Annotated in this window: 35 protein-coding genes and 1 tRNA gene; 5 read left to right on the top strand and 31 right to left on the bottom strand. The window is 61.1% G+C overall.

From position 1 onward, the window contains the following. Positions 1 to 16: 16 nt before the first annotated feature. The 28 genes from QQ658_RS15300 to QQ658_RS15170 all read right to left on the bottom strand — a co-directional run bounded on the left by QQ658_RS15300 (position 17) and on the right by QQ658_RS15170 (position 18,386). Entirely contained in the window at positions 17 to 433 is a 417-nt protein-coding gene (locus tag QQ658_RS15300) for a hypothetical protein (protein WP_286027176.1), read from the bottom strand. A gap of 39 nt (positions 434 to 472) precedes the next feature. Beyond that, positions 473 to 1,165 (bottom strand): VG15 protein, encoded by a 693-nt coding sequence (locus tag QQ658_RS15295; RefSeq protein WP_502928977.1) that lies wholly within the window; start codon positions 1,163 to 1,165, stop codon positions 473 to 475. 2 nt (positions 1,166 to 1,167) lie between these two features. Continuing rightward, positions 1,168 to 2,748 (bottom strand): phage portal protein, encoded by a 1,581-nt coding sequence (locus QQ658_RS15290; protein ID WP_286027174.1) that lies wholly within the window; start codon positions 2,746 to 2,748, stop codon positions 1,168 to 1,170. Beyond that, complete coding sequence (locus tag QQ658_RS15285) at positions 2,745 to 3,851, bottom strand: hypothetical protein (RefSeq protein WP_286027173.1); 1,107 nt, start codon at positions 3,849 to 3,851, stop codon at positions 2,745 to 2,747. Before QQ658_RS15285 ends, QQ658_RS15290 begins: the two co-directional genes overlap by 4 nt. A 734-nt stretch (positions 3,852 to 4,585) precedes the next feature. Next, positions 4,586 to 4,885: an HNH endonuclease gene (locus QQ658_RS15480; RefSeq protein ID WP_353057973.1), complete on the bottom strand. Its 300-nt coding sequence runs from the start codon at positions 4,883 to 4,885 to the stop codon at positions 4,586 to 4,588. A 293-nt stretch (positions 4,886 to 5,178) separates the two neighbouring features. Beyond that, positions 5,179 to 6,231 carry a hypothetical protein gene (locus tag QQ658_RS15280; protein ID WP_286027172.1) on the bottom strand — a complete coding sequence of 351 codons (1,053 nt, stop codon included), beginning with the start codon at positions 6,229 to 6,231 and terminating at the stop codon, positions 5,179 to 5,181. Then, positions 6,228 to 6,860 carry an HNH endonuclease gene (locus QQ658_RS15275; protein WP_286027171.1) on the bottom strand — a complete coding sequence of 211 codons (633 nt, stop codon included), beginning with the start codon at positions 6,858 to 6,860 and terminating at the stop codon, positions 6,228 to 6,230. Before QQ658_RS15275 ends, QQ658_RS15280 begins: the two co-directional genes overlap by 4 nt. 223 nt (positions 6,861 to 7,083) lie before the next feature. Continuing rightward, positions 7,084 to 7,299 carry a hypothetical protein gene (locus tag QQ658_RS15270; RefSeq protein WP_286027170.1) on the bottom strand — a complete coding sequence of 72 codons (216 nt, stop codon included), beginning with the start codon at positions 7,297 to 7,299 and terminating at the stop codon, positions 7,084 to 7,086. A gap of 1,136 nt (positions 7,300 to 8,435) precedes the next feature. Then, positions 8,436 to 8,699 (bottom strand): hypothetical protein, encoded by a 264-nt coding sequence (locus tag QQ658_RS15265; protein WP_286027169.1) that lies wholly within the window; start codon positions 8,697 to 8,699, stop codon positions 8,436 to 8,438. Between the two features lie 11 nt (positions 8,700 to 8,710). Further along, on the bottom strand, positions 8,711 to 9,160 hold the full coding sequence (gene ssb, locus QQ658_RS15260) for a single-stranded DNA-binding protein (RefSeq protein ID WP_286027168.1): 450 nt from the start codon (positions 9,158 to 9,160) through the stop codon (positions 8,711 to 8,713). A 376-nt stretch (positions 9,161 to 9,536) separates the two neighbouring features. Beyond that, a complete protein-coding gene (locus QQ658_RS15255) occupies positions 9,537 to 9,845 on the bottom strand; it encodes a hypothetical protein (RefSeq protein WP_286027167.1) in 309 nt (102 codons plus the stop codon). Between the two features lie 304 nt (positions 9,846 to 10,149). Continuing rightward, the gene (locus QQ658_RS15250; RefSeq protein WP_286027166.1) at positions 10,150 to 10,494 is read right to left on the bottom strand and encodes a hypothetical protein; all 345 of its coding nucleotides are present in this window, start codon (positions 10,492 to 10,494) and stop codon (positions 10,150 to 10,152) included. Beyond that, complete coding sequence (locus QQ658_RS15245; protein ID WP_286027165.1) at positions 10,491 to 10,745, bottom strand: hypothetical protein; 255 nt, start codon at positions 10,743 to 10,745, stop codon at positions 10,491 to 10,493. Before QQ658_RS15245 ends, QQ658_RS15250 begins: the two co-directional genes overlap by 4 nt. Further along, positions 10,742 to 10,954, bottom strand: a complete 213-nt coding sequence (locus QQ658_RS15240) for a hypothetical protein (RefSeq protein WP_286027164.1) — start codon at positions 10,952 to 10,954, stop codon at positions 10,742 to 10,744. The genes QQ658_RS15245 and QQ658_RS15240 overlap by 4 nt, the downstream gene beginning before the upstream one ends. Then, positions 10,951 to 11,412 (bottom strand): hypothetical protein, encoded by a 462-nt coding sequence (locus QQ658_RS15235; RefSeq protein ID WP_286027163.1) that lies wholly within the window; start codon positions 11,410 to 11,412, stop codon positions 10,951 to 10,953. The genes QQ658_RS15240 and QQ658_RS15235 overlap by 4 nt, the downstream gene beginning before the upstream one ends. After that, a complete protein-coding gene (locus QQ658_RS15230) occupies positions 11,409 to 11,786 on the bottom strand; it encodes a WhiB family transcriptional regulator (RefSeq protein ID WP_286027162.1) in 378 nt (125 codons plus the stop codon). The genes QQ658_RS15235 and QQ658_RS15230 overlap by 4 nt, the downstream gene beginning before the upstream one ends. Before the next feature lie 70 nt (positions 11,787 to 11,856). Then, positions 11,857 to 12,759 carry a DUF2303 family protein gene (locus QQ658_RS15225; protein WP_286027161.1) on the bottom strand — a complete coding sequence of 301 codons (903 nt, stop codon included), beginning with the start codon at positions 12,757 to 12,759 and terminating at the stop codon, positions 11,857 to 11,859. Continuing rightward, a complete protein-coding gene (locus QQ658_RS15220; RefSeq protein ID WP_286027160.1) occupies positions 12,756 to 13,133 on the bottom strand; it encodes a YfdP family phage-associated protein in 378 nt (125 codons plus the stop codon). The genes QQ658_RS15225 and QQ658_RS15220 overlap by 4 nt, the downstream gene beginning before the upstream one ends. Positions 13,134 to 13,386: 253 nt before the next feature. Continuing rightward, positions 13,387 to 14,136: an exonuclease domain-containing protein gene (locus QQ658_RS15215; protein WP_286027159.1), complete on the bottom strand. Its 750-nt coding sequence runs from the start codon at positions 14,134 to 14,136 to the stop codon at positions 13,387 to 13,389. After that, positions 14,133 to 14,723, bottom strand: coding sequence for a hypothetical protein (locus tag QQ658_RS15210; RefSeq protein ID WP_286027158.1), 591 nt, complete (start codon positions 14,721 to 14,723; stop codon positions 14,133 to 14,135). Before QQ658_RS15210 ends, QQ658_RS15215 begins: the two co-directional genes overlap by 4 nt. A gap of 7 nt (positions 14,724 to 14,730) precedes the next feature. Further along, positions 14,731 to 15,615 (bottom strand): PD-(D/E)XK nuclease-like domain-containing protein, encoded by an 885-nt coding sequence (locus QQ658_RS15205; RefSeq protein ID WP_286027157.1) that lies wholly within the window; start codon positions 15,613 to 15,615, stop codon positions 14,731 to 14,733. After that, positions 15,612 to 15,773 (bottom strand): hypothetical protein, encoded by a 162-nt coding sequence (locus QQ658_RS15200; RefSeq protein ID WP_286027156.1) that lies wholly within the window; start codon positions 15,771 to 15,773, stop codon positions 15,612 to 15,614. Before QQ658_RS15200 ends, QQ658_RS15205 begins: the two co-directional genes overlap by 4 nt. After that, positions 15,770 to 16,042 carry a hypothetical protein gene (locus tag QQ658_RS15195; protein WP_286027155.1) on the bottom strand — a complete coding sequence of 91 codons (273 nt, stop codon included), beginning with the start codon at positions 16,040 to 16,042 and terminating at the stop codon, positions 15,770 to 15,772. Before QQ658_RS15195 ends, QQ658_RS15200 begins: the two co-directional genes overlap by 4 nt. Then, positions 16,039 to 16,362, bottom strand: coding sequence for a hypothetical protein (locus tag QQ658_RS15190; RefSeq protein WP_286027154.1), 324 nt, complete (start codon positions 16,360 to 16,362; stop codon positions 16,039 to 16,041). Before QQ658_RS15190 ends, QQ658_RS15195 begins: the two co-directional genes overlap by 4 nt. 234 nt (positions 16,363 to 16,596) lie before the next feature. Continuing rightward, entirely contained in the window at positions 16,597 to 17,022 is a 426-nt protein-coding gene (locus QQ658_RS15185) for a hypothetical protein (protein WP_286027153.1), read from the bottom strand. Further along, entirely contained in the window at positions 17,022 to 17,873 is an 852-nt protein-coding gene (locus QQ658_RS15180; protein WP_286027152.1) for a phage antirepressor KilAC domain-containing protein, read from the bottom strand. Before QQ658_RS15180 ends, QQ658_RS15185 begins: the two co-directional genes overlap by 1 nt. A 67-nt stretch (positions 17,874 to 17,940) precedes the next feature. Then, the gene (locus QQ658_RS15175) at positions 17,941 to 18,156 is read right to left on the bottom strand and encodes a hypothetical protein (protein WP_286027151.1); all 216 of its coding nucleotides are present in this window, start codon (positions 18,154 to 18,156) and stop codon (positions 17,941 to 17,943) included. Further along, a complete protein-coding gene (locus QQ658_RS15170) occupies positions 18,153 to 18,386 on the bottom strand; it encodes a helix-turn-helix domain-containing protein (protein ID WP_286027150.1) in 234 nt (77 codons plus the stop codon). Before QQ658_RS15170 ends, QQ658_RS15175 begins: the two co-directional genes overlap by 4 nt. A 101-nt stretch (positions 18,387 to 18,487) precedes the next feature. Between QQ658_RS15170 and QQ658_RS15165 the strand changes: the two genes are divergently transcribed. Then, the gene (locus QQ658_RS15165; RefSeq protein WP_286027149.1) at positions 18,488 to 18,733 is read left to right on the top strand and encodes a helix-turn-helix domain-containing protein; all 246 of its coding nucleotides are present in this window, start codon (positions 18,488 to 18,490) and stop codon (positions 18,731 to 18,733) included. A gap of 243 nt (positions 18,734 to 18,976) precedes the next feature. Here QQ658_RS15165 and QQ658_RS15160 read toward each other — a convergent pair whose 3' ends face one another. Then, positions 18,977 to 20,044 carry a tyrosine-type recombinase/integrase gene (locus QQ658_RS15160; RefSeq protein WP_286027148.1) on the bottom strand — a complete coding sequence of 356 codons (1,068 nt, stop codon included), beginning with the start codon at positions 20,042 to 20,044 and terminating at the stop codon, positions 18,977 to 18,979. A gap of 57 nt (positions 20,045 to 20,101) precedes the next feature. Between QQ658_RS15160 and QQ658_RS15155 the strand changes: the two genes are divergently transcribed. The 4 genes from QQ658_RS15155 to QQ658_RS15475 all read left to right on the top strand — a co-directional run bounded on the left by QQ658_RS15155 (position 20,102) and on the right by QQ658_RS15475 (position 21,678). After that, positions 20,102 to 20,172, top strand: a tRNA-Lys gene (locus QQ658_RS15155). Positions 20,173 to 20,415: 243 nt separating this feature from the next. Then, entirely contained in the window at positions 20,416 to 20,790 is a 375-nt protein-coding gene (locus QQ658_RS15150) for a hypothetical protein (protein WP_286027197.1), read from the top strand. Positions 20,791 to 20,803: 13 nt separating this feature from the next. Continuing rightward, on the top strand, positions 20,804 to 21,202 hold the full coding sequence (locus QQ658_RS15145) for a helix-turn-helix domain-containing protein (RefSeq protein ID WP_286027196.1): 399 nt from the start codon (positions 20,804 to 20,806) through the stop codon (positions 21,200 to 21,202). Between the two features lie 14 nt (positions 21,203 to 21,216). Beyond that, positions 21,217 to 21,678, top strand: a complete 462-nt coding sequence (locus QQ658_RS15475; RefSeq protein ID WP_353057975.1) for an NUMOD4 motif-containing HNH endonuclease — start codon at positions 21,217 to 21,219, stop codon at positions 21,676 to 21,678. Between the two features lie 197 nt (positions 21,679 to 21,875). On the opposite strand, the gene QQ658_RS15140 is transcribed toward QQ658_RS15475, so the two are convergent. Next, the gene (locus QQ658_RS15140; protein ID WP_286027195.1) at positions 21,876 to 22,208 is read right to left on the bottom strand and encodes a hypothetical protein; all 333 of its coding nucleotides are present in this window, start codon (positions 22,206 to 22,208) and stop codon (positions 21,876 to 21,878) included. A 10-nt stretch (positions 22,209 to 22,218) separates the two neighbouring features. Then, positions 22,219 to 23,085 carry a peptidoglycan recognition protein family protein gene (locus tag QQ658_RS15135; protein WP_286027194.1) on the bottom strand — a complete coding sequence of 289 codons (867 nt, stop codon included), beginning with the start codon at positions 23,083 to 23,085 and terminating at the stop codon, positions 22,219 to 22,221. Between the last annotated feature and the right edge of the window lie 132 nt (positions 23,086 to 23,217).

Genomic DNA, 23,217 nt, shown 5'->3' with positions numbered 1-23,217 from the left:
TTTTCAGCCTCCTTGGCTATTCGGAAAGCCCGATATCGCGCAATAGCTCGATCTCGGGTGATTCTTTATCGTTGGATTCCGGCTGATCGCCGGCTTTTGGCACCACTGGCGCTACCGGCGTTCCGGTCACAAATGGCTTCAAGCTTTCCCCATGCGCCTGAATCTCTTCGAGCGTTGCTCCGCGCAGCAGGTCGATCGGAACGCCCAACTCTTTCGAGACCTGCGACTTCCAGTCGGCGAGCTGATTGCTCGCCTTCAGTTCGGCCAGCTCGGACGCCATCGAGTCGTATTTCGAAGCCTTGTCTTTCAGCTCGTCATAGTCGGCGAACTGCTTCTGCTGCCGAGACAACCGTTCGGTGACAATCCGGTCAATGTCGGCCTGCGTGAACTTCGCCTCAGGATCGTTCTGCTGCTGTTCGTTGGATTCGGGCATAGTTTCCTCCAGTTCGGGAGTTTCGGAAATGGTCAGCGATTAACCGCTCGCCTGGGCGTCGCGGCGCATCTGCGCCAAGATGTCTTTTACGTCGTTCCGGCCAGCCGCAGAGGTTGCGGCGTCGTACCGGTCATATAGATCATCGGGGTTGTAACCCCTCGGATAATCCTCAGGGCCACGCACAAGGGCCGGTGTGCAGTCGCAATCACCGTGATATCGCTTACCCGAGAATCCGTAGATCGTCACCCTTTTCGAGCTATATACGGCCCCGCGAGAGGCGAGTAATATACAAAACTCGCACGTCTCGGCGCCGGTCGGCACACGAGCCCAGCCAGCACCCGATTTAATAGCTGAATCCTGAAGCGTCGACCGGTACGGCTGCTTCACCAGCTCGTCCAGCAACACGAGCATGTTTCCGAGCTTGTCCGGCTGTGAATTCGCCCACCCTAGACGTGCCGTGGCACGCTTTGGGTCAACACCTGGAACCATGTCGGTTCGCGCCTGCATACCCCACTTGTCCAGCTGCTCCTCGACCAGATCCGCGGCCAGGGTGGAGGCCATGTCGCCGTAGTACTCGATAATTCCGGTCCACGACTCGGCCAGAGCCTTCGAAACCAACGCTTGATCGTCAGATCCAAGCGAGGCCAAGATTTGACGCCAGTCGGATTGTGCCGCTTGCGATAGCCGTTGCAGCGCACGCCTAACCTGCTCAACCTCACTCGCCGACGGCACTACTATTTCTCCTCAAGACCCTTAGCGTCCTGCTCTGGCATGCGCAGCGAAACAGGGACTGCACCGGTAAACCGCACACCCGCCAGACCCAAACGGGTTGCAGCATCGTCCGGGTCGACGCCCGCGCGGACAGCAACACCAAGGGCATCGAATTTTGCCTTGAGATCGGCAGCTTCGTCTTGTCCAGAAGTCTGCTGCGACTCCTGATTGGTCACTGCGGCAGACTCAGGTGCGCCAGCAAGCGCGGCGATCTGGGATCGCGCTTGCCCCTTGCGCACCTGAGCATTGATCTCGTCTATCTCGCCCTGCGAGAATCCGGCACGTCGTAGAGCAACAGAAGTCTCTGCGACCTGCGGCAACGCCTGCACGATCTTCACGATATAGTCCGAGGATGCCTGCGGCGAGACGTACCGGGCCGGCGTCCAGTTGACGCGCGTTTTCCACGATTCGGAAGGCGGCTCGGTCAATTTATCGCGCACCATCACCGCATCCTCCAAGACGCGGCGAAGGGGTCCCGAGAAGATCCTCCACTGATACTCTGCCTCGTCGGATAGCGCATATTCGGCCGCCTGCATCGCCTCGGCGGATGACGGGTTGTCAGCAAAGAGACCGACCGACGATTGAGGCAAATTCGTGGCTGCACAGAAATTCTGTGCTAGTTGCCGATACATCGACAAATGCGGGTCCATCGACATTTGAGGGAATTGCCCGACAGTTGGGTTATTGCCCTCCTCGTTGATATCGAGGTTCCAAATGCGCCCAGTGATAGCTGTCCAGCGGCTCTCGCCCTGGAATGCGGCCTCACTTGCCCCCAGAACGTACCGCTGAGGCGACGAGAAAAACTCTGCCGACGTTTCGGTCCGAACCAAGGTCCGAATAGCAGCGTCGGTTAGGTAACGCACCTCGCGAGTAATTCGGGAATGCCCAAATGGCCTCGATAGTTGCGGGTCATACGAGAGCATCTCGACCAAAACGCGGCCCGTTGAGTTTCCTAGCCTGTCGATTGACCATTGCGCTCGATCTCGTCGAAGTGCGACAATGTCGTGGGCGAAATACAGGATCACCTCGGACGGCTCATCGTCCTTGGTGTCGGTGATTGTCATTGCGGCCGAGAATTGGCGCCGGCGCTTATCCCACAGTCCAGTTGACCAGTTGGCATCGCGCGGCTGAATCACCACTGGAGGATCGCCGATCGACTCATCTCCAGAGGTCACAGTGACGAACGCGCAGGAGTTCTTGTATGCAGAGTTGATCACCTGCGGAAGCTCGACATCGAAGTTATTACGCACCAGTATTTCGCCGATATCGAACGGGTCAGACTGCCCGTCGATTGCGTACCCCTCGAACACGTGTTTACGAGAAAGGGCCTGCACAGCCTTCGACGGCCAGCCGAGCGCGGCCTTGACGTTAACCATCTGCGGCGGAATCGAGATGCCTAGGTCGCGAAACATTCGGTGGAAGTCGTAGTAGCAATCGAGAAGTTGATTCTTTACCCGCTTCGCTTGCCATTGCTGCCACATCTTGGCAAAGGCAACAGTTTCATACTCAGTGAGGCCTTTGATTGCTGGAGGTGTAGTGATCACAGAATCGACCTCCTTTTAGTTGCTCCGATCGGGCGTCGCTTCGATGTGCGCGCGGCCCAGGCTGCGACGCTCACTGCCTCGATCGGCGTTTCGTCTCCGTCTACCGTGGTCGCCTGCCAGCCCCATGCACCTGATGCGCTGCGCCTTTTCTGGTCACAGACGGCTACCGAGTCTTCGAGCATGTCGCCCTCCTCGGCTTTCGGGTGGGTGATGGAGCCGTTTCGCAGGCCGTCCAGGAATGTTGAGCAGGAGGCCGTGTATTCGGTCGTCGTCATCACGTGGATGACGTTTTTTGGCACGCCCTTTTTGATCAGCGCGTCGACGAGAGCCTGAGATCCTGCAGCACCGCTGATTGCGATCATCGCGGCGTCCCGCCAGCGTTTCGCCAGCCAGGATGCGGTTGCGGCTACGCCCCATTCGGTCGAGCCTGTGCATGCGTCGATCATCTCGATGTGGATCGAGTCGTCCGACTTAACCGCCCCTGCGACTGCCTGACGAGTGCCGTCCAGGCTGAATGCGGCGCCGAACGACTTGATGCCTTCGGGCGCCTCGTCGACGGCGGTGGTTTCCCAAAGATCTTCGGAGATGGCGCGGCGAGCGCCGCCTTCGTCCCAGATGCCGAATGCCTCGCGGCGGAAGTTGTCGTCTGAACCGAGTAACTTCCGCATGCGCAGGATCGCTGTCTTGCCGGTTCGGTGCGGATAAGACGGGTTAGCTTTCGCTAACTGACCCCAGTCGTCCAGGGATGCGCCGCGGTCGGCCGAAAACTCGACATACAGCGTGTCTGGATCACCATTAAGGCCGTCAGCGCGGCGGTTGCGGAATACCTCGCCCGTGTCTTTCGGCCGCGGGGGTGTGCCGGCCAGGATGACCAGGCCGTTCGGCGCCGCGTTCGTCGCGGGAACCATATCCGACATGGCATCCTCAGAGAGGATCTGCGCCTCGTCTAGGACGAGGATGTCGACCTCAGCGAAACCGCGGCCAAACCCCGACTCGCGAGCACCGAACAAGATGCGCGAGTCGTTGGTGAACTCGATGCCTTGCTCGCCGTTGACCGACCGGACGCTGGCGATGAGCGGTTTCACTTTCGGCTTGCGGGCCATCGACTTCATTGACCCGAAGGTTTCTGAGGCGGTGCGCGTTCGGTGTGCTGTCCAGATGACCGTGAGGCCCGGATACATGATGCACAACGCGAAGATCATCCAGCCGAGCAGGTAGGTCTTGCCGGTCTGTCGAGGGATCGATAGCACTGCGCCACCGACGCCGCACGCGTAGAGCCCGTCCTTGCGTTTCGACAACGTCAACGAGCCGATACCGATCTGCCAATTGTCGAAGCCGACATCGAGCTTCGCACACTGCGCCTGCACCGACGGCCAGGCCGTTGAGACGATGCCGGACGGGATGTTCAGGTGGCGGGCGGCCTCAGATAGCTTCGGGGTCGAATGGTGCATCGACGGGGACCTCAACAACGCCGTCCCCCTTTTGGCTCTGCGCCTCGATCGCCTCCAACTGGTCCATGACCTCCATGAGTCGGCGGGATAGGGCAGCGAGATCTCGGGGAGGCGTGTCTTTCGATTGAATCGAGCTGGCCAGCCGTCGGCGCAGAGCGATAAGAACGTCCTTTTGCGAGCCATCGGAGGCTGCTTGAAGGATGGTCTTCGATCGCTTCCTTGGCTCAGGGTCCTCTGCCATGGCGGGGCCTCCTATGGGAAATCGAGCCGGGGAGATATTTCGCTATGCCTTCGGGGGCGAGGCTGAGGCGGGGGAAGGGGTATTCCCCCATGGTCAGTCATCAGTCGCCCCGGCCCCGGTTGGTCGGTCGAGGTTTGTCAGTCGGTCACCAGGCGACCAGGTTTGTCACAACCTTTGTTGTCTTTGGCTTGCGATCATTCAAACCATTTCCTCGACGCTGATTGCACTGACGACAGATCGCGCGACCATTCTCAATCTCGTTCCTTCCACCGAACACCGCTGCGAGTATGTGATCAGGCTCAGCTGAGTTCGGCTTTAGTCCAACGTCGTAATCCATCTCAACTCCACAGATTGGACAGCGGCTCACGCCGGCGAGCCGGTCACGTCGGAGCACTGCGGTGCGCCACCGCTTGTATGCGGCGGTACCGGTCCGGCTTGTGCTCATCCGGACCTCCAAACTTGCCGCCCATCCCGGGGGATCTGCATTCATCGCGTCCCCACTGCGCGATGGTGTCCAGCCCGGGATGGGACGATGATCCCGCACCACGGGAGTAACCCCTCGGCGCACTGCGTGTGTGGCGCGCCGAGTCTCACCGGGTACGGGTCGAATAGGCCCTCGCCATTTGTGCAATCGCTGAGAGGCCCGGCGAGGGGACTATGACATGAAGAAAGCCGATCCCGTTGGTTCCACAGTTCCGGCTACAGCCGAAGCGTACCACAAGGTTTGGTCGCAGCATGTCAAGCACTCGCCGTGAGCGTGTCCAGGAAGTCGGCACCACGGAACGTCGCTACCTGCTTGCCGTCCACATCCCTCGATCCGACAGGCTCAATGCCACGCCGACGCAGCACACCCTTCACCGCGTTCACCGTCTTGCCCGAGATCAACGCAAGCTCCCTCATTGTCAGCACCGAATCCCGCGCCTTATCGATCCTGGCCGCCGACAGATCCTCCACCCGATACTGTGTGCCGCACTCGCACGTCCACACATCAGCACCGTTCGGGATACTGACCGGCGCGTCACACGGCAGGCCATCGTCGAGAATGACGGAGCAGTATCCCCACAAAGTACGGTCTGGTGCGTTGTCGACCAGGCGCATGCAGCGGTCGTGGACCTTGGTGACCTGCTCCACAATGCCGGGTGCTTCCGGATGGTGAATGATGCGCTGCAAATTGCGGAGCATCCATCTCGACATCGTGACCGGATCGTGCGGGCCCGGAACTGTCGGCTCAACCACAGCAACCGCAGTCACCAAGATCCTGTCCAGCTGGTCACGTGCTGCAGCAGGTCCAGGGTTGTCGGGTCTGCCCCGGCCGAGAATGCGCATAGTCCGGGCAGTGATGTCGTCGCGCAGGGTCATGTCCGAATCCTCGAACGTCCACTCGCGCACCGGTTTCCCGAGCAATGATGGTGAGTCTTTCAGTCTCGGTGCCCGTGGCCACGAGCGGACGTTGTCCAGTCTCGCGGCCGCGATGTCGAGATCCTCCACCAACGCCGGCACGTCACCGAGGCAACGATCAATGTCGTCGGCGCACGAGGAGCAGACGAAGGCGTCGCCGCACGGCTGGCCACAAGAGCATGTCCGGCCGCCGTCCACGTTCGAGGCTCGCCGCTCCGACGGCGGATAGTACGGCAGACCGCTGTACCCCTGGAGTGCGCCGCTGACGTGAACGATCCGCTCCTGACGGTTGGGGTTGATCTCTGGAATCTCGGAGTCGTCGCCGGTATTTCCCGAGCAGTGAGCACACATGATCGTCGGAAGATCCGTCATCTCGCACCGCTGGTCACTCATGCGGCATCGCGGGAAATAGTTGGGTCATCGCACAGGTCAAGAATTACCGGATCGTCAATCCCAGATAACTGAAATGCGCGAAGGTCGTAGAACGGATCTTCTGGCCATTGGAGCCTGCTGAGAACAGCCTGCTTCTTGGCTTGTCGCAACTCTACTCCGTTCCGCAGCGTGCGTCCCAGCTCGGAGAGTTGAGACTTCGACCAGTCGGGAGCTGAGAGGATGTTCCGATATCTCCTGCACATCAACTCACGAACACGTTCCCGGCGGCGCTGAACGTTGGGGCTACCGAAGTCATTGATACGCGAGTTGCATTCGGCGCACGCCGGGACGACCGCAGTCTGCGAACGTCTAGCCTCGCCGGTCCAGGCCCTCGGAATCAGGTGGTCTTTCGTGCCTGACGGAAACCCGCAATAGACACAAACACCGGCCGGGTATTTGATCTTGACGGGCTGGTGAATGACGAGGTGTTGTGGGTTTAGGCAACGGTTCTTGCACGTGGTCCGAACCCAAACCAGAGGATCTAGCTCCCGATCGTACTCTTGCTGGAACGCCAACCGCGCCTGCTGCTGGTACCAGCTGTCCGCAATGGCGGAGATGATGCAATCGAAGGTACTCTTGGCATTAGCCATTCCGACTCCTGGATAGTCGCTGTGGTTAGGCTCGGCGAGTGTTGCTGCACTTGTCCGAGCCGTTTTTGTCTGTGAACTCAATTCTACCATCACTCGTCCCCAAATTCGACGCTGTGAGCCGTTCTAAGGCCATGACGTACACGAATGCGGTTTCGAGCCGTGCTCGCGTCCTGGACCCGGTTACGCCAGCCTGAGGGGTATTTCTGACTCACTCGTCCTCCTCTCACCGGACCACCACCGTGGCAGCTGCCGGCAGGTAGACCTGCGTGCGATGCCCGTCATGCTCGACATGCACGATGGTCCTCCGATCTGCACCCAACGCCCAGTGCTGCACCTCGACGAGGGCGCCGGTGATGCTGCAATCGCTGGCGAACGCGGGCGTCGTCACCTCGTGCCCGAGGTCGTCTGCCGTCAGCGTGCCTGCCGCTCGCTCGCTCATGCTGCCCGTCCTCTCCCAATCTGCGACAGCGGTACATCAGCTGGCACGTGATGATCCAAACCACGGGTCTCGTCTGGCCGCACAGCTTGCTGCCGCTTGCGATCAGCGACAGAGATCCAGGCGTGGCGAGCCTCTTCCGAAACGAGCGCCTCGGCCTTGTCGTGCCCCTCCCTGCTCCGGAAACACCCGGCGCAAGTCTCGGCATCGCTCAACTTCGGACGCTCCGGTTTGACGTCGGTTGGCCTCAACGCTTCCCACCATGGGCCGCTTTCGAGGACGCGCTTGGGGGTTCTGGTCTTCGGATCGCACGCAACCCACGACATGACAACGGCGGCGTCCAGGTATGGGCGGGTAGCCAAGTTGGAAGTCATGAAGGCTCGCAGGCTGCCTACCGGCCAGTCGGGCCTCAAGACCGCGATGGCGTGGGCCAAGCGGTCGATCTCGGCGGTATCCATAATTCCCTCCTTCCAAATCCAAAACGTTGCTCGCGCGCACGTCAGCTAAGTGACGATTTTGGATTTGGTGATTTAGATCTTAACCACCTACAGACGTAACTCTGTACGCCTTAGGTAAGTAATAAATACATGCCTATGTCTATGACTATGTATATGCCATCGCATCGCCATCGTTTTGCTATAGCGTTTGCCATCGAAATCATGGCGTTTGCCATAGCACTTGCTATAGCGTTTGCTATGCGTTAGCTACCGAACTACTCGGGTTACAGTAAGGGCACGACTCGACATGGACCCGTCTTGCGACGTGCCACCGCTTGTGAGCACCGAGGGCACCGGACTCTGATCGGCTGCTCTTGATCGCCTCAATTTCGCCCGAGGATCGCTGATGCGCCAGGTAGTCATGGCATTCGACATGTCCTTCGCGCTGAATTACTAGTGGCGTCTTGTCAGGCATGGCGACCGGCGGGGCGAGCAATTCCTTACGTGCTTTCGCCGGGCCCATGCTCTGCCATATGACGTTCGGGATACGCCCGTCTGTTTCGAGCCGCGAGCAGTACGCCCACGCCTTAATCAGTAGACGAAACGCGGCATCAGATAGCGGTGCAATCTTCGGATGGTCCGGCATCTCATGTGCAATCAGAATGCCCGGCCTATCGTCCTTTGAAGGTAGGTCTACCTCGTTCACGACGGCAACCTTTCCGGCCAGACAGTGAACTCCTGGTCCTGGTCGCTTCTGGTGACCGTGACGGCGGCAACGTTGTCGTTTTCGAGCGCGCAGAGTACTGCGTCACCTACGTTGAGCGTCAACGACTCGCGCCTCGCATAAGACCTCTCTGCCGCCTCGTGCCCTCGCTGGTATCCACGATGGCGCCCGAGGATGTAGCAGCAGGCATAGAGCGCCACCATTGCGAACGGCGACGAAAACACCTGCACAAACCAGTCCATATCCGGCCCCCTCAGAACGGCGGTGCGTCGACGGGTTTGGTGTCCGCCCACGGATCGTTACCCGGATACTGCGCGGGTGCCTGCTGGGTCTGAGGACGGGCTGAGCCAGCCTTGCGGATCTCGCCGACCTGCGTTTTCAGCGACGGGCCTACCTCGTCTATCTGGAGCTCGAACTTGGACCGCTTGTTTCCCTGGCGGTCCTCGTAGTTGCGCTGGAGCAAACGGCCGGTTGCGACCACCCGCATTCCCTTGCGCAGGGTCTCGGCGGCGTTCTCGGCCGGGCGCTGCCAGATCGTGCAGTCCAGATACGAGGTGTCGCCGTCTGTCCATTCGTTGGTCTGCCGATCAAACTTCCGGTCGGTTTGTGCGATGGTGAAGTTCGCCACCGCCTGGCCTGCTGGCGTGAACCGCAGAGAAACATCGCCGGTTAGGTTGCCGACGATGATGGTTTGGATGCTCATTGGTTGATCTCCTCGATGTCGATGATTATTCGGTGCCAGCCGGGTCGCAGTTCGGGGTCCGGCTGGCCGGCTCGGTGATCCGGACCGATCACAAATTGGGCCGAGTCGTCGGGCCAAATCTTTGCGTCCGTCAGTCCGTCGAGAGCCGCTTTCGATATCGGACTCACGTTCCCCGGATCGAACCGGATCTTGGTTCGGGGCTGTACGGTGACTGTCACGTGCACAGGGCATCGCATCGGGGCTAATCCCTGACGCCGTGCCGCCCACGCGGCCATTAGGCGTACAGCTCGCGTCCTGCGCGCCTTCTCCGCCCAATGGAGCCTTTGGTTACTCGTCATCCAGTCGCTGGACGGAATAGCGAGCGTCAACGTCTGAATCACGCGAACCTCCCGACCGACCGGACGCGCTGCTCCCGCTCTGCATTGGAGATCGAGTACGACCACAGCACCCGCGCCGATCTACACCGGAATGATGTGGCGAGGATGCTCCCGGGGTCGCGCTCGACCTCGCCGACCGGCTCCACTTCCATCACCCATGAGCCGGGCAGGGTAGCTGCGTAGGTCGCCGCGAGATCCCGGTCGGTGGTGATGTATACGTAGCCGTCACCGGGCTCGCCACAGCGAGCCATCGGCTGGGGTGTGAGCAGACCGTCTTTCGGGCGAATACCGCCATGCCAGTAGTTCACGACTCAGCCTTCCGGTCTCGCATGGCATTGACCCGCTCAGCCTCAGCGACTCGCTCCTCACCCCGGAAGCGCGCAACTAGCCACGCGTCTCCATTCGAGACTCGCGGCCCTTCAGGCACCTCGCCGGCCCACTCCTCCAGTAGTTCTCCGGCTTCTCCGTCCCCACAGCTATATCCCCAGAAGGTGCCGCACGAGGGACAGATGTATCCATCTCCGTCGGAGTCCACCTCGACGCAGCACGCATCACAATCAGGGTTGTTGATAGAGAGACAGGGTGCCTCATCTAGGATCAGATACTCGTTATTCACGACCACTCCCCCCTCGCGATAGCGGCGGCGCGGTCGATAGTCGCGTCGCGAAAGGCGTTTCCGGCGCCGCGCTCAGACTCGATCTCTTGCGCGATCAGCTCCCTGATCTTGTCCTCGCGCACTAAACGACATGACACGTCGGCTGACATCGCGGCCTGCTCGGCGTGCACAGAGACGCCAGCTTCCCGCATAACCTCCTCGCGCACCACCTGCTCAACGTGTTTAGACCATGCGCTCAGCATCGGCGTATTAGACGGCTCGTGAATGTTGGCCCCACAGGTGCAGTAGACGGTTTTGCCGGACTCATTGCCGCCGATCGCAAATATCGCGTGTCCGCTCATCGATGTACCTCTGCGTCGTCGCGTGCTCTAACTGGTCCGTTGAATCGAACACCGGGCCGGGCATCCTTCGGGTGTTGGTCGTTGTCGTACGCCGTCCAGCCGTACTTGCGTCTCGCGTACATGCCCCATTCGGTGGAGCCCCATCGGTGAATTTCGGGGCTAAGGCCAGCGGCGAGACAGGCCTCGTAGGTGTCCTGTGTGCCAATTACGATGATCGCGACGCCCTGCTTGTAGACGCGGAGCTTGCTCATAGTCCTGCCTCCTCGTCCTTGACGGATTGCCTGAAAATGGTCTCGATACACTCGCGAACCTCGCGCAGGTTCGGGGCCATATGGATCACGAGATCGCCGTTGTGCGCCTCGCATGCCGCCTCTATCGGGATATCAATATTCCCGAGGTCTAGTCGCGCGGTGCCGACTTCGAGGTAGACATGGCCGACCACGCCACCGAGCCGGCTCATCTCTGCACCTCCGCAGCAGCCTCAAGCGCGGCACGGGCCTGCCTGCGGTACATCGCCCGCGTGCTGTCACGCAGGTCTTCCCAAGCTGCGTTGTGGACCTCACTCAGCGACCACCAAAGACCCTCAGCGCCCGCCTCTACCTGCTCGTTGGTGATCTGCGGGCGGGGAGCGAGGGCAGATTCGATGGCGCGCACCGTGGCGCACGGCCAGGGAATCCCATACTCTCCCGGCGTGCCGCACTGACTGCATGCGCTGGGGATTACCCTGTAGCCATCAGGCGTATAGCCCTGGGACTCACCATCACTGACATGCAGCTCCAGCACCGCCCGCAGTGCCTTCACCAGCTGCGGTACGTCACGTACCGACTCATCGACTGCCTCCGCGTATTCGGGTGTGCCGTGGTCATCCATGGTGGTGACCCGCGTCCAGCTGGCCTCAATGTCGTCGAGTGCTTTCATCGACTTTGTCCTTTCAGGCGGTGTGTGGATTGTTTCGGGGTGTAGACGTGGTGCCGCTCGGCGCAGCCTTTGCAATAGCTCTCGGCGGCTCGTGCACGCGATATTCGGGCACCGCAGTCGACGCAGGCGTTGGCGAATTTCACGCGGCCGGTGCGCTGTCTGCGTTGGTATCTGGTTTGCCCCGCCCAGATTCCTAATTGCGGGCCGATACGATCTTCGAGGTCATCGGTGGCTTTCCGGCAGGCGGCGAGCATGGGGCAGGCGTGGCACAGGTTGATTGCGGCCTGACGAACCTCGACATCTGCGGGGTTCGGAAACCAGATGTCTGGATTAAGGGTCTGGCAAGGAACGTAAGTGAGGACGACGGTTTTCATGAGCGGGTCTTTCGTTTGAGGGTGCGCCCGACTGCCGGGGGTTGTCGGCAGTCGGGCGCGGGTAGTGGGGTTAGGCTTCGGGGCGTCCGAAGCGCACAGCGACGGGGATGCTGGCGGACACCTCGGCCACCATGTCGTCGAACGCTTCCTCGACGATCCGAGGCGTTTCGACCAGGCGAACGCCTAGCCGCAGACCGTCCGAGGCGGGACGGAATCGGAATCGTGCGGTGATCGCGACCGGCTCACTGCCTTGGAATGGCCTCAGCGCCAAGGTCAGTTCGTTGGGGATGCTGAGGTCGCCCTTCTGGCCAGCCTTGGCTTCGACAGTCTCTTCCCACTGGAAAGCTCGCTGCCCATTGGCGAGGATGGATTGCTGCTTGAATGCGACCCCGGTGTGAGCCTGCAGCGTCTGACAGATGTCGAGTAACTGAGCGCCGTCCGGATGAGCGATCGAAGACATGTGGTCCTCGACGAACTCGCTGAACGGCACCTGATCCAGCAGTTTCCCGTCAATATCTACCCAGTCCTCCCACTCGGCGGAGTGCCGCAGCTCCAGCCGGATTCGATGCTCACGCCAGCCGTCCACGCCATCGGTGATCGCCGTGACGGTCCGCCGGTCAATGTCGGCCCACACCTCCAACCAGCCCCTGCCTTCCCCGATGGACTGCTCAGTCTTTTCTGTGTTGGTGCTGGAAGCGATCGCGTCGAGCAGCGACTCCACGTCGCGCACGATCATGGTGCGCTTGATTCGACGAGGTGCCGGTGATTCGGATTCTTTGCGATCATGCTGGTAGCCGCTAGTCTCGACGATCTGCACTGCGCCGTCTGCGTCGAGGACGCTGTAGACACCCTCCTCCAGCAGTCGCGGGTTCGCGGCCTGCTGTGCGAGCGAGGCGATCAGTGTTGGCGTCGGATTCGGCATCGCGTAGGCGTTGTCTTCGAATTCAATGGTTTCGGGATTGCGGTAGCTCATGCGTTTCGCTCCTTTTGGTTGCGCCGGTCATCGAGGCTCGGCAATAGTGGTTGGTTCGGATCGCGGCGGCTGGCATTACCTTGGCCGTCGAGGAAGAACCTTGTTTCGGGGCGCGAGAATTCGGGCAGTTTGACCTTGACTTCATCCTTTACGGTGATGCGGTTCTGCTTATCGAAAGCGACATGCAGAGATAGTGTCAACGTTCCGGCTTTCGCGGTTTCCTGCACCCGCTGAATCAGGTCCCAGAAGTTCTCAGATAACTCGGAAACGGTGCTTCCTTCACCCAGTTCCCTGAGCACTTCGTCAAATTGTCTCGGATTGATATCTTCGTGAATCTCCCCGGTTTGCGGGTTGATGTAGGTGCGGCTAGGCATTATGCATCCTCCTTTTGTTCGATTGTGTCCAGTAGGGCTCGTAGTTGTTTGATGGTCGCTTTCTGTGTCCCGGCCATGCTGTACACGAGTGCGGTTTGTCTCCCGTGCGAGTCCTGATATGCGCGAGACGAGTAATTGCGAAGGTCGTCCATAAACGTGGCGCAGTCTTTCGCTATTGCCTCCTCGTGCATGCCGTTCATTAGTTCGGTCGCCTCGATCAAGCCAGCTAATTTCGGCACAATCTCATCCCTAGTCATGCCACTAATTCCTTTTCGGTGAGGGTTTCTTGCACAGGCCAAATAGGCCATTCGAGATGTGATTCGATTTCGCGGGCGACTTGCTCGTCATCTTTGGTGCGGAAGTGGTCGGCCAATCCGAGCCGCTGTTCACGGCTCCAATCGCGCTGCTGCGTCATGCCGAGATCGATGGATGCCAGCCGGTCGTCCGTCCGGGTCGGCAGCCGAGGTGCGAGCGTCCAGGCGAGACGTGCCGCTGCGAGAGCGTCCGCTCCGGCGTCGTGTGCGTTGTCCAGCGTGATGCCGTAGTGCGCGCAGACGTCAGCGAGCTTGCGGCTGCCTTTGCGGTAACGATCGGTGGCTTTATCGACAATCAGCGGATCGATCACCATGCCGCCGAGCCGTAGCGAGCCGAGATTCAGCCGCCGAAGCTCCCGGTCGAGGACGGTCAGATCGAATGCCGCGTTATAAGCCACGACCGCGGCACCGGCGAGCCAGGCCGCGCTGATCATGCCAGCGATCTCCGCGACCACCTCGGCTCGATCCCTGCCGTCACGGTTCGCCTGCTCGGTACTGATGCCATGGACGCGCTGAGCCTCGTCAGGGATGGGCCGATCGGTCTTTAGTAGCCAGCTCGTCGGCTGCCAATCACTGCCCTGAGCGATGCCGACCGTCGCGGTGACGATGTGCGCCTGCTCTGGGTGTGTGCCGGTTGTCTCGACGTCGAATCCACACAAGGGCGAGTCGCGCCACCTTGCCCAGCTCACGACGCCTCCGGGAACATCGGGCCGTCGTCCATCGGGATCTCGCCGGTCTCGATGTCGACCTGCTCGGCGTTCTGCAGCTCGGCCACGCGGGCGTTGATTGCGTCGCGCTTACCCGGATGCAGCCGCCACCAGTCGCGCAGTAGCTCAGTGTCCGTGCATTCGGCGATGCGCTCGTCCGCCAGGCCGTCTGAGCGAGGCTGTGGGGCGTCTGGAAGAGGGTCGACAGTGAACGGCTCACGCTTGCCGCGAGTGACCGTGAGATTCACTGTGAGCGACTTTTCGATACCCGACAGCGCCTTCACCCGAATGCCGCCCACCGGCTTCCCGGCCCACTTGACGGTCGGGTCACCAAACAACGTGACGCGCTTGCCGACGTACTTCGTCGCGTCGGTGCCCCATGCGTGCACCAGGATCCGGCGGACGGTCTTTGCTGGCCTCCAGGGCCGATCGAAGCCCTCCAGGTCGATCTGCACCGGTTGATCAGATGACGGCCCCTTACGGACTCCAGTGATGGTGAACGTCCGCTCGCCTCCAACTAAGTCCTCGAAGTCCATTTGATCGGATTTCGGGGCGATGGTGTCGGTCATGTCCATGTCACACCTCAATTGCGTCGTCGTAGATGTGGTCGAGATACCAGCCGGGTAGTGAGCCGGTGACGATCTGGTCGTCGCAGTATCCGGGCCAGGTGTTGGTTGATTTGCAGCGGGCGAACACGTCGGCTGCCCTGTTCATGAGCTCAGCGCCGGCTTGAAGTGACTCGTCGTCCAGCTCGATCACGACCGGCACGTACGGCGGATCCTTTTCGACGATCACGAACACGAACCGCACCGATTCAATGCCGGTCAGCGACCTGACGCCGTCGATGTAGTTCGCTGCCTGCATCGCATATCCAAAGTCGACCGCATGTCTCAGCCAGTCGCGAGGGTTGGCTGTGCGCGCCGTTTTCAGGTCAGCGATGGTGATTGACCGGGTGCCCTCCTTGATGGTCGGCAGCCAGTCGAGGCGAGCTCTGCGCCAGATGCCGTGCGCGGTGTCTTTCCAGAACAGCGACTGCTCAGCCTTACCGGTGCCCGCTTGGAAGAATCCGCCAGCCACCGGATGATTGCGCACCGACTCGACCATGGCGGTGATCTCGTCGAGCTCGGCCTGCTTGACCACGATGTAGCCGTCCGCCTCGTGCGTCTCTTTGAACTCTTTCGCCGCCTTGGTCCCTGCCGCACCATTGCACGACAGCACGCTCTCCGGGTACGCGATCGCTTTCGCGCCGGTGCCGAGGATCATGCCGTGAGCAATAGATCCGGCATCAAGAGCCTTGGTGCGCTTACTCGGGTGCGTCCGGTCGTAGTAGTAGTGCGCGGGGCAGTGAGGGTCGAGCAACAGTTTCGCGCCCGATGCGGACAGCGAGCCGTCGACGATGGGGTCGCTGTGATATTCGGCCTCGTCGAAGTCGTTGTAAATTCCGGGCTTCGTGACGATCATGCCGCCACCAGCTCTCGCGTGCGATCGCTCTCGACCTGCTCGGCGATGGGGCACGGGTCATAATCCGGGCCGCTGTCGGGGTCGATTTCGACGAGGTAGTAGCCGCGGCCGTGGCAGATCGGGCAGTGGTCATCGTGGCGGGGAGTGTCGCGGTTCATCGTTCGACCCCCAGCACGCGCTCCTCGATCATCTCGTCAACCTGGCGTTCGATCACGTCCTCGACCGAGGCGCACTCGGCGCAGATGTAGCCGTCCTCATCTCCGCGCCAGCCCTCGGTGATCAGGTCGGCGGCGTCGGTCTGCTTTCCGCACCCCTCGCAGTTGATGTAGATGATGTCCGAGTCATCCAGCCTGTCGATCTCTGCCCGGATCATCTGAACGAGCGCCTCTAGCGCGGCAGCGATCTGGGCTAGCTGTGTGTCACTCATGCCTGCACCGGCTCTCCATCGATGTCAACCTCGCGCAGCACGTGCACGGTCGGAGACTTGCATTTTGTGGGGTCGATAGGGCGGATCGAGTTGACCGGCGCAGTCACCTCGATGCGGGACGACTCCCGAGCCACGACGCGGGACAACCCCCAGGCCACGACGTGGGACGAGTCCCGAGCCACGACGCGGGACGACCCGGCGCCGTTTGATCCGAGCGTCAGCCAGACGTCAGCTGGTGAGTTGATGATGATTTTTTTGATGTCCTCGCGGGCGAGTGCCGCGTCCAGCTCGGACTGATTGTGGACGGTGATCTGGCTCATGAGACGCTCCTCCGTGGATCAGTGATAAGCAGGTGTGCGGTGCAATCGAAAACGAGCACCACGAGCAGCGCGATAGACAGGCCGAGCGCGCCGACAGTGGCGGCTGCGACCGAGGCTGCGGAGATGATGAGGATGCGTTTCATGGCCGCCTCGATCCGATGGCGACCGTCGCGATCACGCAGACGGCGATGATGATTGCCGCACCCAGCAGGGCGAGCATTGGTGTGAGCCCGGTCATAGCGCAGCCCCTCTCGCAATCTCGCTGTACTGCGCGTGTAGGGCGTCGACCTTCTTTTGCGCGGTCAGCATGCGGTCGGCCAGTCGATCGAGTTTCCGCCAGGCGTTCGCCTGCGCGACAGTCGTCCACTCGGGCGTGCACTCCATGAGCACGGCGTGTCCTCCCCACCGGTTGATGAGGTTCACGCGGTCCTGAGCGGCTGAGCGAGAGCGGTAGATCGGGCGATCGGAGGGGATGAAGAATTCGTGTGGTTCGCCCCATTTGTCTTCGCAGTACTCGTCCCAACCCTCAGGGGCGCCCTCGGCTTCGGTCGTCGGGTTGGCGTCCACGCGGAAGATGTACCCGTCGCCGTACATTTCGATGTCGTCGTCCCAGATCTGCTCTTCGTCGATCACGTACGCGGCTTTATATAGGCGGTTCATCAGGCGATCTCTTTCCGTGGTGCGAGCACCTGGCCATAGGTGCGAAGGTTGGCTATTGCGGCATCCCAGAGCCGGGCGTATCCGCGTGGAGTGAGGCGCGCATAGTAGGTGGCGCGCACGCCGTGGTGCTTGGTTTGGTACTCGTGGTCTTTCGGCTTGACCCAGCCCGCCTCGATGGCTTGCGCGGTCGGCTGGTTGTTTCGGACGGTGTTGCCCCGGATGATCAGCCCGCACCGTCCGGCGAGGTCGAAGATGTCATCGCGGAGGACCTTCACGCCCGGGTAGTTCGATTGCGCGTGGACTTTGAGATCGTTGGCGAGGTCGGAGATGGTGCGCAGTCCGTCCGCTTCCCGCATGGTTTGCGCCTGGGCGGCTGGGCCTTCGAGGGCAAGCGCCCGCCGTTCGGCAGCCTGCGCACGATTGAGTGCGGCTTTCCCGGCGTCCAGGATCGCGCTGATGCTGTCCAGGGACGAGAGGTCGAGGGCTGGCTTTGCGACCTCAGCCTCGCGGGTGCGGACTGCGAAGTACGCCTGAGCGCCTGCTACTTCCGGCTTGTTCGGATCGCCGTTCATAGCGACTAGGTACGCCGCAAAGCGGGACAGCTCGTAATCCTCTTGCGGCTTTGTGGCGGTAATTTTGCGGGATCCCGCAAAATTGGTTGCTACGTCGATTCCTTGGTTGATTGCCGACGAGATAGCTCGGTTGATCGGCACCTCGAGGTTGCGCCATGCTGAGTAGCCCATAACCGGAGCCAGTTCCCGAGCGCTCCAGTACTCAGAGCCGTCCGGGCGGGTCTTCTTGATCTGGTCGAACGGCGATCTGTTGTCGCCGCCTACGAATGTGATGGTCATCTGTTATGCTTTCCGTGAGTTATTTGTGCTCTCGGCGCTCATCTGTTGGCTCAGGTGGGCGCCGCTTTCATGCGGCCGAGACGTTGCGCTGATACGCGCGGTGCTCGGCGGGGGAGACGAGATACGGCGAGCGCCGCTCGGCCGGGTTCTTGCGATGCACCGGGAGAACGCCCTGGCGGATCAGCAGATACGCGGTGTTGCGGCTGATCTGCTCGATCTCGCACAGTGCGGCCAGCTCCACCGTGTGTCGGACGATGCCGTTTTCGTCGAGCGCGATGGTCATGCCGCAGCCCGCGATTCCGCGAATTCAACGGGTAGCAGGGAGCTCGGCGAGACATTCAGGGCCTCGGCGATGTCGCGCAATTCAGCGACGGTAAACGACGTACCGCCGCGCAACTTCTTTCGTAGGGTGCCGGTAGAAATACCGGCCTTGTCGGCGACCCAAGCTTGGGTGCGATCTGCCCGGCGGATCGCCTCTGCGACCTTCGCGCCGGTCTCTTGGTTGGTGTGCATACGAGCACTCTAGTACACATGTGCGGACCAAGCAACCCAATCAGAACAACTTTTTGAATCGTTTTGTAGACCTTTAGTCTGCATAGGTGTACATTACGTGTATGACCGAGTATGGAGATTCATTCAATGCGGCCGTGGCGGCCGAGCTTCGGGCGCAGCGCGCCCGGCGTCAAATCACGGTTGAGCAGTTGACCTCATTGTCAGGGCTGGGGCGCACGAGTGTGCTGAACTACCTAAACGCAAAACGTGACATCCCCATGCCCGCGTTCATGGACTTATGCCGAGTGCTGGGAGTCAGTCCGCATGAGATTTTCGATGCCGCTGAGCACGCAATCGAGAAGCGTTGACGCTGGCATACCCAGCAGGCGGGCGAGTGTGCCGAGGTTGCTGACCGTGAGGTGTGACCACTTATCCGAACTCATGTTCGATACTCTTGCACGATCCTCTGACATTTTCCTGGCCTGCCTGCCCCAGCGGATCGCATCAGCGCGATCGTTTATGGCAACGTGGTCGTCAGCCCCGACAACGACTAGACGAAAACAACCCCCGGCCCGAGTTGGGCCGGGGGTTTAGTCATGCCCGAACGGTGATCATGATCGGCCGGTGATGTCCGCGACCTTCGAGAGGTCCGGCCTGGCCATGGAGCCGTATAAGTCCAAAGTTATAGACAGCTTCGAGTGCCCCATGACGGCTTGGAGAGTCTTGAAATCGGTGCCGGCCTCGATCTGCCGGGCAGCGAAGACGTGCCGCAGGTCGTGCGTGTGCAGCTCGGGCAGTCCGGCGGCTCTCCGGGCCTGCTCCCATGGTGTGCGCCAGGTCTCCGACACCCAAGGCTCGCCTTCGGAGCCGGGCAGACACAGCGGCCCCGAGGTTCGGAATCGCTCGGCGACCCAAGCCGGGCAGGGCACGTCGCGCGGATGGCCCGACTTCGGCGATCCGTAGATCGTCTGCCCGCCGATGCGCTGCACGGTGCGTTCGATGTGTAGCACGTAGCCTGAGCCCGCCTTGGCGACGTTCCTCGGCGCGAGCGAGGCCATCTCGCCGAGCCGCAGCCCGACCGCCAGCAGCGTCCAAAACTCAGCCTCGATGCCGACCTCGACGCACGCCTTCGCCAGCGCGTCCACCTGATCGGGCTCCAGGGACTCGACGCGGCGCTTCACCGACTGCCCGCCCGATAGGTTGGCGGCCGGATTGGCGGGCAGCATGCCGTCCTCCACTGCGAGCTTGAGCATGCCCTTGATGACTACCAGCGCACAGCGTCGGGCGTCCGTAGATCCGATGCGACGGTACCAGTCTCGGATCTCGCGGGCCGTCAGTGTGGATACGAGCCGGGCGCCCAGCTCGGGCTCGATGTGTGTGTGCCAGCTCGACTCGTAGCCTGCGCGGGTCTTCGGCTTGAGGGCGTCTTTTCCGGCGATCCATGGATCCCAGAGGTCGGCGAGGGTGGTTTTCGCGGCCTGCGCCTTCGGCGACATGCGCTGCTCGGCGAGCCAGTCGTCTGCGTCGTCGGCGTACTGGAAGCGCTTCTTCCGCTGCACGCCAGCGGAGTCGCGCCACCGCGCCTCCCACTGCAAGCCTTTGCCGTACTGCGCCGTACGGACTTTGCGGCGCTTGCCACCCACCACCTGCACTGTGTACCAGCGATCTATGCGTGCCATCCTGACTAGCCCTTTTTGACGATGTGCCCTTATATGTGCCCTCAGGGTATCAAACCCCTAGTCAAACGGGGTAAAACAGCTGACTCTTAATCAGCGGGTTGTGGGTTCGAGTCCCACGCGGTGTACCAGGTAAGTGGGGTCTGACTATGCCCGATGTAGCGCAATGGAGCGTAACGAGAGCCAAGCGAGCGCAAGGAAGTGTGCCCTCGATGTGCCCCCGAACTCCCCACCCCTCCACCCGCCCGTGGAAAGTAGTTCGGGAAAAGGGGGGGTTGGGGTTGCTTGGTACCTAACTTAGGTATTACAATAGAGATGTCAGCAAGACGAAGGGCAGTCCGGCAGGACATACCCGAGACCGAAAGGCACAGATCATGGCCAGCACGTACAGCACCGGAAACAGCAAGAGCCGTCGCGCCAAGTGGGCCGAGATTGATGGGCGGATGCCCTGGAGTCAGCTTCCCAAAGTCGCGAAGCACGGGCTAACCAAGGCCGAGGCGCTCGCCCTCAACCTGAATCTCGGTGAATGGCATCACAGCTCAACTTTCGCCAACCGGATCGAGTACTACTCGCCCGAAACTATCGCCCAGGTACTCGACGGCATCAGCGCTGATCAGGCGAAAGCGGTCGCCGCGATCAAGGCCGACTTCAACGCTTGGATGCGCGCCGACGAGACGACCAAAGGCATCGCACGGTTGATCGAATCTCGCGTCGATCAAGCCTGGGAAGATGCCGAGTGGACCCGATAAGGAGCACAAGAAAATGAATGGTGCAGAGTTTAAGACGATCCGTGAAAGCCTCGGCTTGTCAACTGGCTGGCTCGCGAACCATTGGGGGCTTGAGTCTGAGCGGGCCATACGGCGCTGGGAAGATGGGGACGCGCCTGTGCCTGAGCGTCGCGGCTTGGAGTTGGCGAGCCTCGAAGTTTCGGCTGAGCAGTCGGCTGACGACATGATCAGTTCGGCGCTTGGGCAGATCGGCCTGGACGACATTGATGATGTTGAGGACTTGGACAAGTCGGCTTGGCCGACTGTCGAGGTTCCACGTGTGGATGCGGATTGTGCTGAAACTGGTCTACCTGCGTCGTTTTGGAGGGCTATCGCGTTTCGGGTCCGCTGGGAGTTTGGCGGGCACGTGTGGTTCAAGTTCTACGGCGAGTGAAAGCGGTTCTGAAAATGGGAGAATTGTGGTTGCCCGTTGTTGAATACGAGGGGTTATATGAGGTGTCCGATCTCGGCCGAGTTAGATCACTGGATCGAGTCACAAAGCAAGGCGCCAAGAAAGTCGGCCGAGTTCTCAAGCCGCATAAGTCAGGGCATTCCACGCACCAGCAGGTACACCTTTGCAGAGACGGAACGTCAAAGTCGCGCAAAGTGCACCAGTTGGTGTTAGAGGCATTCGTCGGCCCGCGTCCGGATGGATGCATGGCTTTGCACTATAACGACGTAAAGACAGATAACCGACTTGTAAATTTAAGGTGGGGGACCTGCCAAGAGAACCGTCAAGACGCCATCAGGAACGGGTTACTTCCAGACGCATACGAGACGCGCCGCAAGGACTCCCCGGCGGCGATGCTCAGAAATCGAAAAATTGACTGGTCGCGTGTCGATATAAGCAAGTTTATAGCGCGCCGCTGATCGTGCACATGTCGGACGACACGCTGGTGGCGGCGCACCCCGAGCTGGAGGATACGCCGCATGAGGTACAGCAGATCGCAGCTGCGCTGGCTGCGAGTCGGGCGAAGGTGCGCCCGCTGATTGTGAGGGTCGCAGGGTAGACGCAAAAAAATGAGGCCCACCACCGCTAGATGCGATGGTGGGCCTCAACTATCAAATCACTCGATGAGCGCGCGTTCAGGAGCCTCGGGTGCGTCAGTATCGTCCCCGCTGTCGCCGCCCAGCTTGCCCCGCAGCAGCACGTACATGGCTTGCGAGGTGGTGACGACGCCGGCGAGCATGATCAGGCCGCGGACGATGGCGTCCAGCCAGGCGTCGGGCAGCACAATGATGCCGGTGATGACGGCCTGGATGACGCCGAGCAGGATCGCGACGATCAGCACGATGAGCCGCTTTTGGTCGCCGGTCAACTTAGATTTAGCTAACCCCCACACGAGGGCGGGGACGAGCGCCAGCGAGATGATGACGGTGAGCGCTTGAGTTGCGTCCATATTGCTCCTTTTAGTTGTTATGGCTGGCCATGTATGCGTAGTCGTCTGCCCAAACCTCGCCGGGATAAGTGGTGCCGGGCATGCAGTCCGCCTGGAAACGCTTCACGGCGTCGATGGTGGGCTGCTCGAAGATGCCGTCGGCCCATCCGTCGTCGTGGTCGACTTCGGCGTATCCGTGGATGATGAGCCAGCGCTGGACGGCCTGGATAGCGGCCCGGACGTTGTCGCCGTCGTATCGGGCGTCGCCGCCGTGCACCTGGTCCGGTCCCTCGATATCGCCTAGCCGGTCCCAGCCGTTCGGGTCGAACGGGTAGGCGGGGAAGCTGACGGCGCCGCCGCTCGCTGGGGCGGCTACCGCAGGCGCGCTGCCCGTGTCCGCGCTGAGGTTGTTGTAGTACCAGCGGGCCCGCTCCTGATACCAGTCGCGCCACTTGGTCCAGATCTCACCGGGACACGACGTGCTTGTGAAATTGCGGTGAGGGAACAGGTTTTGCCCCCAGGTCGGCAGGCCGAGTCCGTAGTGGCGGCAGATCGCAGCCGTGAGGTGCGTGCCCGCCTCGTATGTGGCATCGGAGATGGCCATCGAGCCGGGCAGGTTTGCGTGCTCGATACCGATTGAGGTCAGGTTGGTTCCCCAGTCGCCGGCGTGCCACGCGGTGTCTGAGTCGTTGACGAGCTGTCCGATGCGCCCGTTCACGTCCACCTGGTAATGCGCGGAGGCTTCACGGGTCTGCCAGACGTCCCAGATTTGCTGGATCGAGAGGCTGCCGCCGTTGTGGTGGATTACCACCTTGTCGATGGCGTGACCCTCACGGCCGGGGCTGTAGTGAACATTCAGCAGCTTGTATTCGTCGGGTTCGAGATTGAGCCAGTCCATGGTTATTGCTCCTTGTGGTTGAGATGGATGTCGTAGGCGATGGTGAGGCCGGCGACGATGAGCAGGATTGATTGGCAGACGCAGATGATGATCAGTGCGTGCATGCGGCCTCCGGGCATGAAAAAAGCCCGC

The organism is Propionimicrobium sp. PCR01-08-3 (assembly GCF_030286045.1).
Lineage (GTDB): Bacteria > Actinomycetota > Actinomycetes > Propionibacteriales > Propionibacteriaceae > Brooklawnia.
Note: the sequence above shows the minus strand (reverse complement) of the source record. Positions and strands in the feature narration are given on the sequence as shown.

What these genes read in the sequence shown, in the direction of transcription:
- QQ658_RS15300 (WP_286027176.1), bottom strand. Translation starts at nt 433, where the DNA reads ATGCCCGAATCCAACGAACAGCAGCAGAACGATCCTGAGGCGAAGTTC.
- QQ658_RS15285 (WP_286027173.1), bottom strand. Translation starts at nt 3,851, where the DNA reads ATGGCCCGCAAGCCGAAAGTGAAACCGCTCATCGCCAGCGTCCGGTCG.
- QQ658_RS15480 (WP_353057973.1), bottom strand. Translation starts at nt 4,885, where the DNA reads ATGAGCACAAGCCGGACCGGTACCGCCGCATACAAGCGGTGGCGCACC.
- QQ658_RS15280 (WP_286027172.1), bottom strand. Translation starts at nt 6,231, where the DNA reads ATGAGTGACCAGCGGTGCGAGATGACGGATCTTCCGACGATCATGTGT.
- QQ658_RS15275 (WP_286027171.1), bottom strand. Translation starts at nt 6,860, where the DNA reads ATGGCTAATGCCAAGAGTACCTTCGATTGCATCATCTCCGCCATTGCG.
- QQ658_RS15270 (WP_286027170.1), bottom strand. Translation starts at nt 7,299, where the DNA reads ATGAGCGAGCGAGCGGCAGGCACGCTGACGGCAGACGACCTCGGGCAC.
- QQ658_RS15265 (WP_286027169.1), bottom strand. Translation starts at nt 8,699, where the DNA reads ATGGACTGGTTTGTGCAGGTGTTTTCGTCGCCGTTCGCAATGGTGGCG.
- ssb (WP_286027168.1), bottom strand. Translation starts at nt 9,160, where the DNA reads ATGAGCATCCAAACCATCATCGTCGGCAACCTAACCGGCGATGTTTCT.
- QQ658_RS15250 (WP_286027166.1), bottom strand. Translation starts at nt 10,494, where the DNA reads ATGAGCGGACACGCGATATTTGCGATCGGCGGCAATGAGTCCGGCAAA.
- QQ658_RS15245 (WP_286027165.1), bottom strand. Translation starts at nt 10,745, where the DNA reads ATGAGCAAGCTCCGCGTCTACAAGCAGGGCGTCGCGATCATCGTAATT.
- QQ658_RS15240 (WP_286027164.1), bottom strand. Translation starts at nt 10,954, where the DNA reads ATGAGCCGGCTCGGTGGCGTGGTCGGCCATGTCTACCTCGAAGTCGGC.
- QQ658_RS15235 (WP_286027163.1), bottom strand. Translation starts at nt 11,412, where the DNA reads ATGAAAGCACTCGACGACATTGAGGCCAGCTGGACGCGGGTCACCACC.
- QQ658_RS15230 (WP_286027162.1), bottom strand. Translation starts at nt 11,786, where the DNA reads ATGAAAACCGTCGTCCTCACTTACGTTCCTTGCCAGACCCTTAATCCA.
- QQ658_RS15225 (WP_286027161.1), bottom strand. Translation starts at nt 12,759, where the DNA reads ATGAGCTACCGCAATCCCGAAACCATTGAATTCGAAGACAACGCCTAC.
- QQ658_RS15220 (WP_286027160.1), bottom strand. Translation starts at nt 13,133, where the DNA reads ATGCCTAGCCGCACCTACATCAACCCGCAAACCGGGGAGATTCACGAA.
- QQ658_RS15210 (WP_286027158.1), bottom strand. Translation starts at nt 14,723, where the DNA reads ATGACCGACACCATCGCCCCGAAATCCGATCAAATGGACTTCGAGGAC.
- QQ658_RS15205 (WP_286027157.1), bottom strand. Translation starts at nt 15,615, where the DNA reads ATGATCGTCACGAAGCCCGGAATTTACAACGACTTCGACGAGGCCGAA.
- QQ658_RS15200 (WP_286027156.1), bottom strand. Translation starts at nt 15,773, where the DNA reads ATGAACCGCGACACTCCCCGCCACGATGACCACTGCCCGATCTGCCAC.
- QQ658_RS15195 (WP_286027155.1), bottom strand. Translation starts at nt 16,042, where the DNA reads ATGAGTGACACACAGCTAGCCCAGATCGCTGCCGCGCTAGAGGCGCTC.
- QQ658_RS15190 (WP_286027154.1), bottom strand. Translation starts at nt 16,362, where the DNA reads ATGAGCCAGATCACCGTCCACAATCAGTCCGAGCTGGACGCGGCACTC.
- QQ658_RS15185 (WP_286027153.1), bottom strand. Translation starts at nt 17,022, where the DNA reads ATGAACCGCCTATATAAAGCCGCGTACGTGATCGACGAAGAGCAGATC.
- QQ658_RS15180 (WP_286027152.1), bottom strand. Translation starts at nt 17,873, where the DNA reads ATGACCATCACATTCGTAGGCGGCGACAACAGATCGCCGTTCGACCAG.
- QQ658_RS15175 (WP_286027151.1), bottom strand. Translation starts at nt 18,156, where the DNA reads ATGACCATCGCGCTCGACGAAAACGGCATCGTCCGACACACGGTGGAG.
- QQ658_RS15170 (WP_286027150.1), bottom strand. Translation starts at nt 18,386, where the DNA reads ATGCACACCAACCAAGAGACCGGCGCGAAGGTCGCAGAGGCGATCCGC.
- QQ658_RS15165 (WP_286027149.1), top strand. Translation starts at nt 18,488, where the DNA reads ATGACCGAGTATGGAGATTCATTCAATGCGGCCGTGGCGGCCGAGCTT.
- QQ658_RS15160 (WP_286027148.1), bottom strand. Translation starts at nt 20,044, where the DNA reads ATGGCACGCATAGATCGCTGGTACACAGTGCAGGTGGTGGGTGGCAAG.
- QQ658_RS15150 (WP_286027197.1), top strand. Translation starts at nt 20,416, where the DNA reads ATGGCCAGCACGTACAGCACCGGAAACAGCAAGAGCCGTCGCGCCAAG.
- QQ658_RS15145 (WP_286027196.1), top strand. Translation starts at nt 20,804, where the DNA reads ATGAATGGTGCAGAGTTTAAGACGATCCGTGAAAGCCTCGGCTTGTCA.
- QQ658_RS15475 (WP_353057975.1), top strand. Translation starts at nt 21,217, where the DNA reads ATGGGAGAATTGTGGTTGCCCGTTGTTGAATACGAGGGGTTATATGAG.
- QQ658_RS15140 (WP_286027195.1), bottom strand. Translation starts at nt 22,208, where the DNA reads ATGGACGCAACTCAAGCGCTCACCGTCATCATCTCGCTGGCGCTCGTC.
- QQ658_RS15135 (WP_286027194.1), bottom strand. Translation starts at nt 23,085, where the DNA reads ATGGACTGGCTCAATCTCGAACCCGACGAATACAAGCTGCTGAATGTT.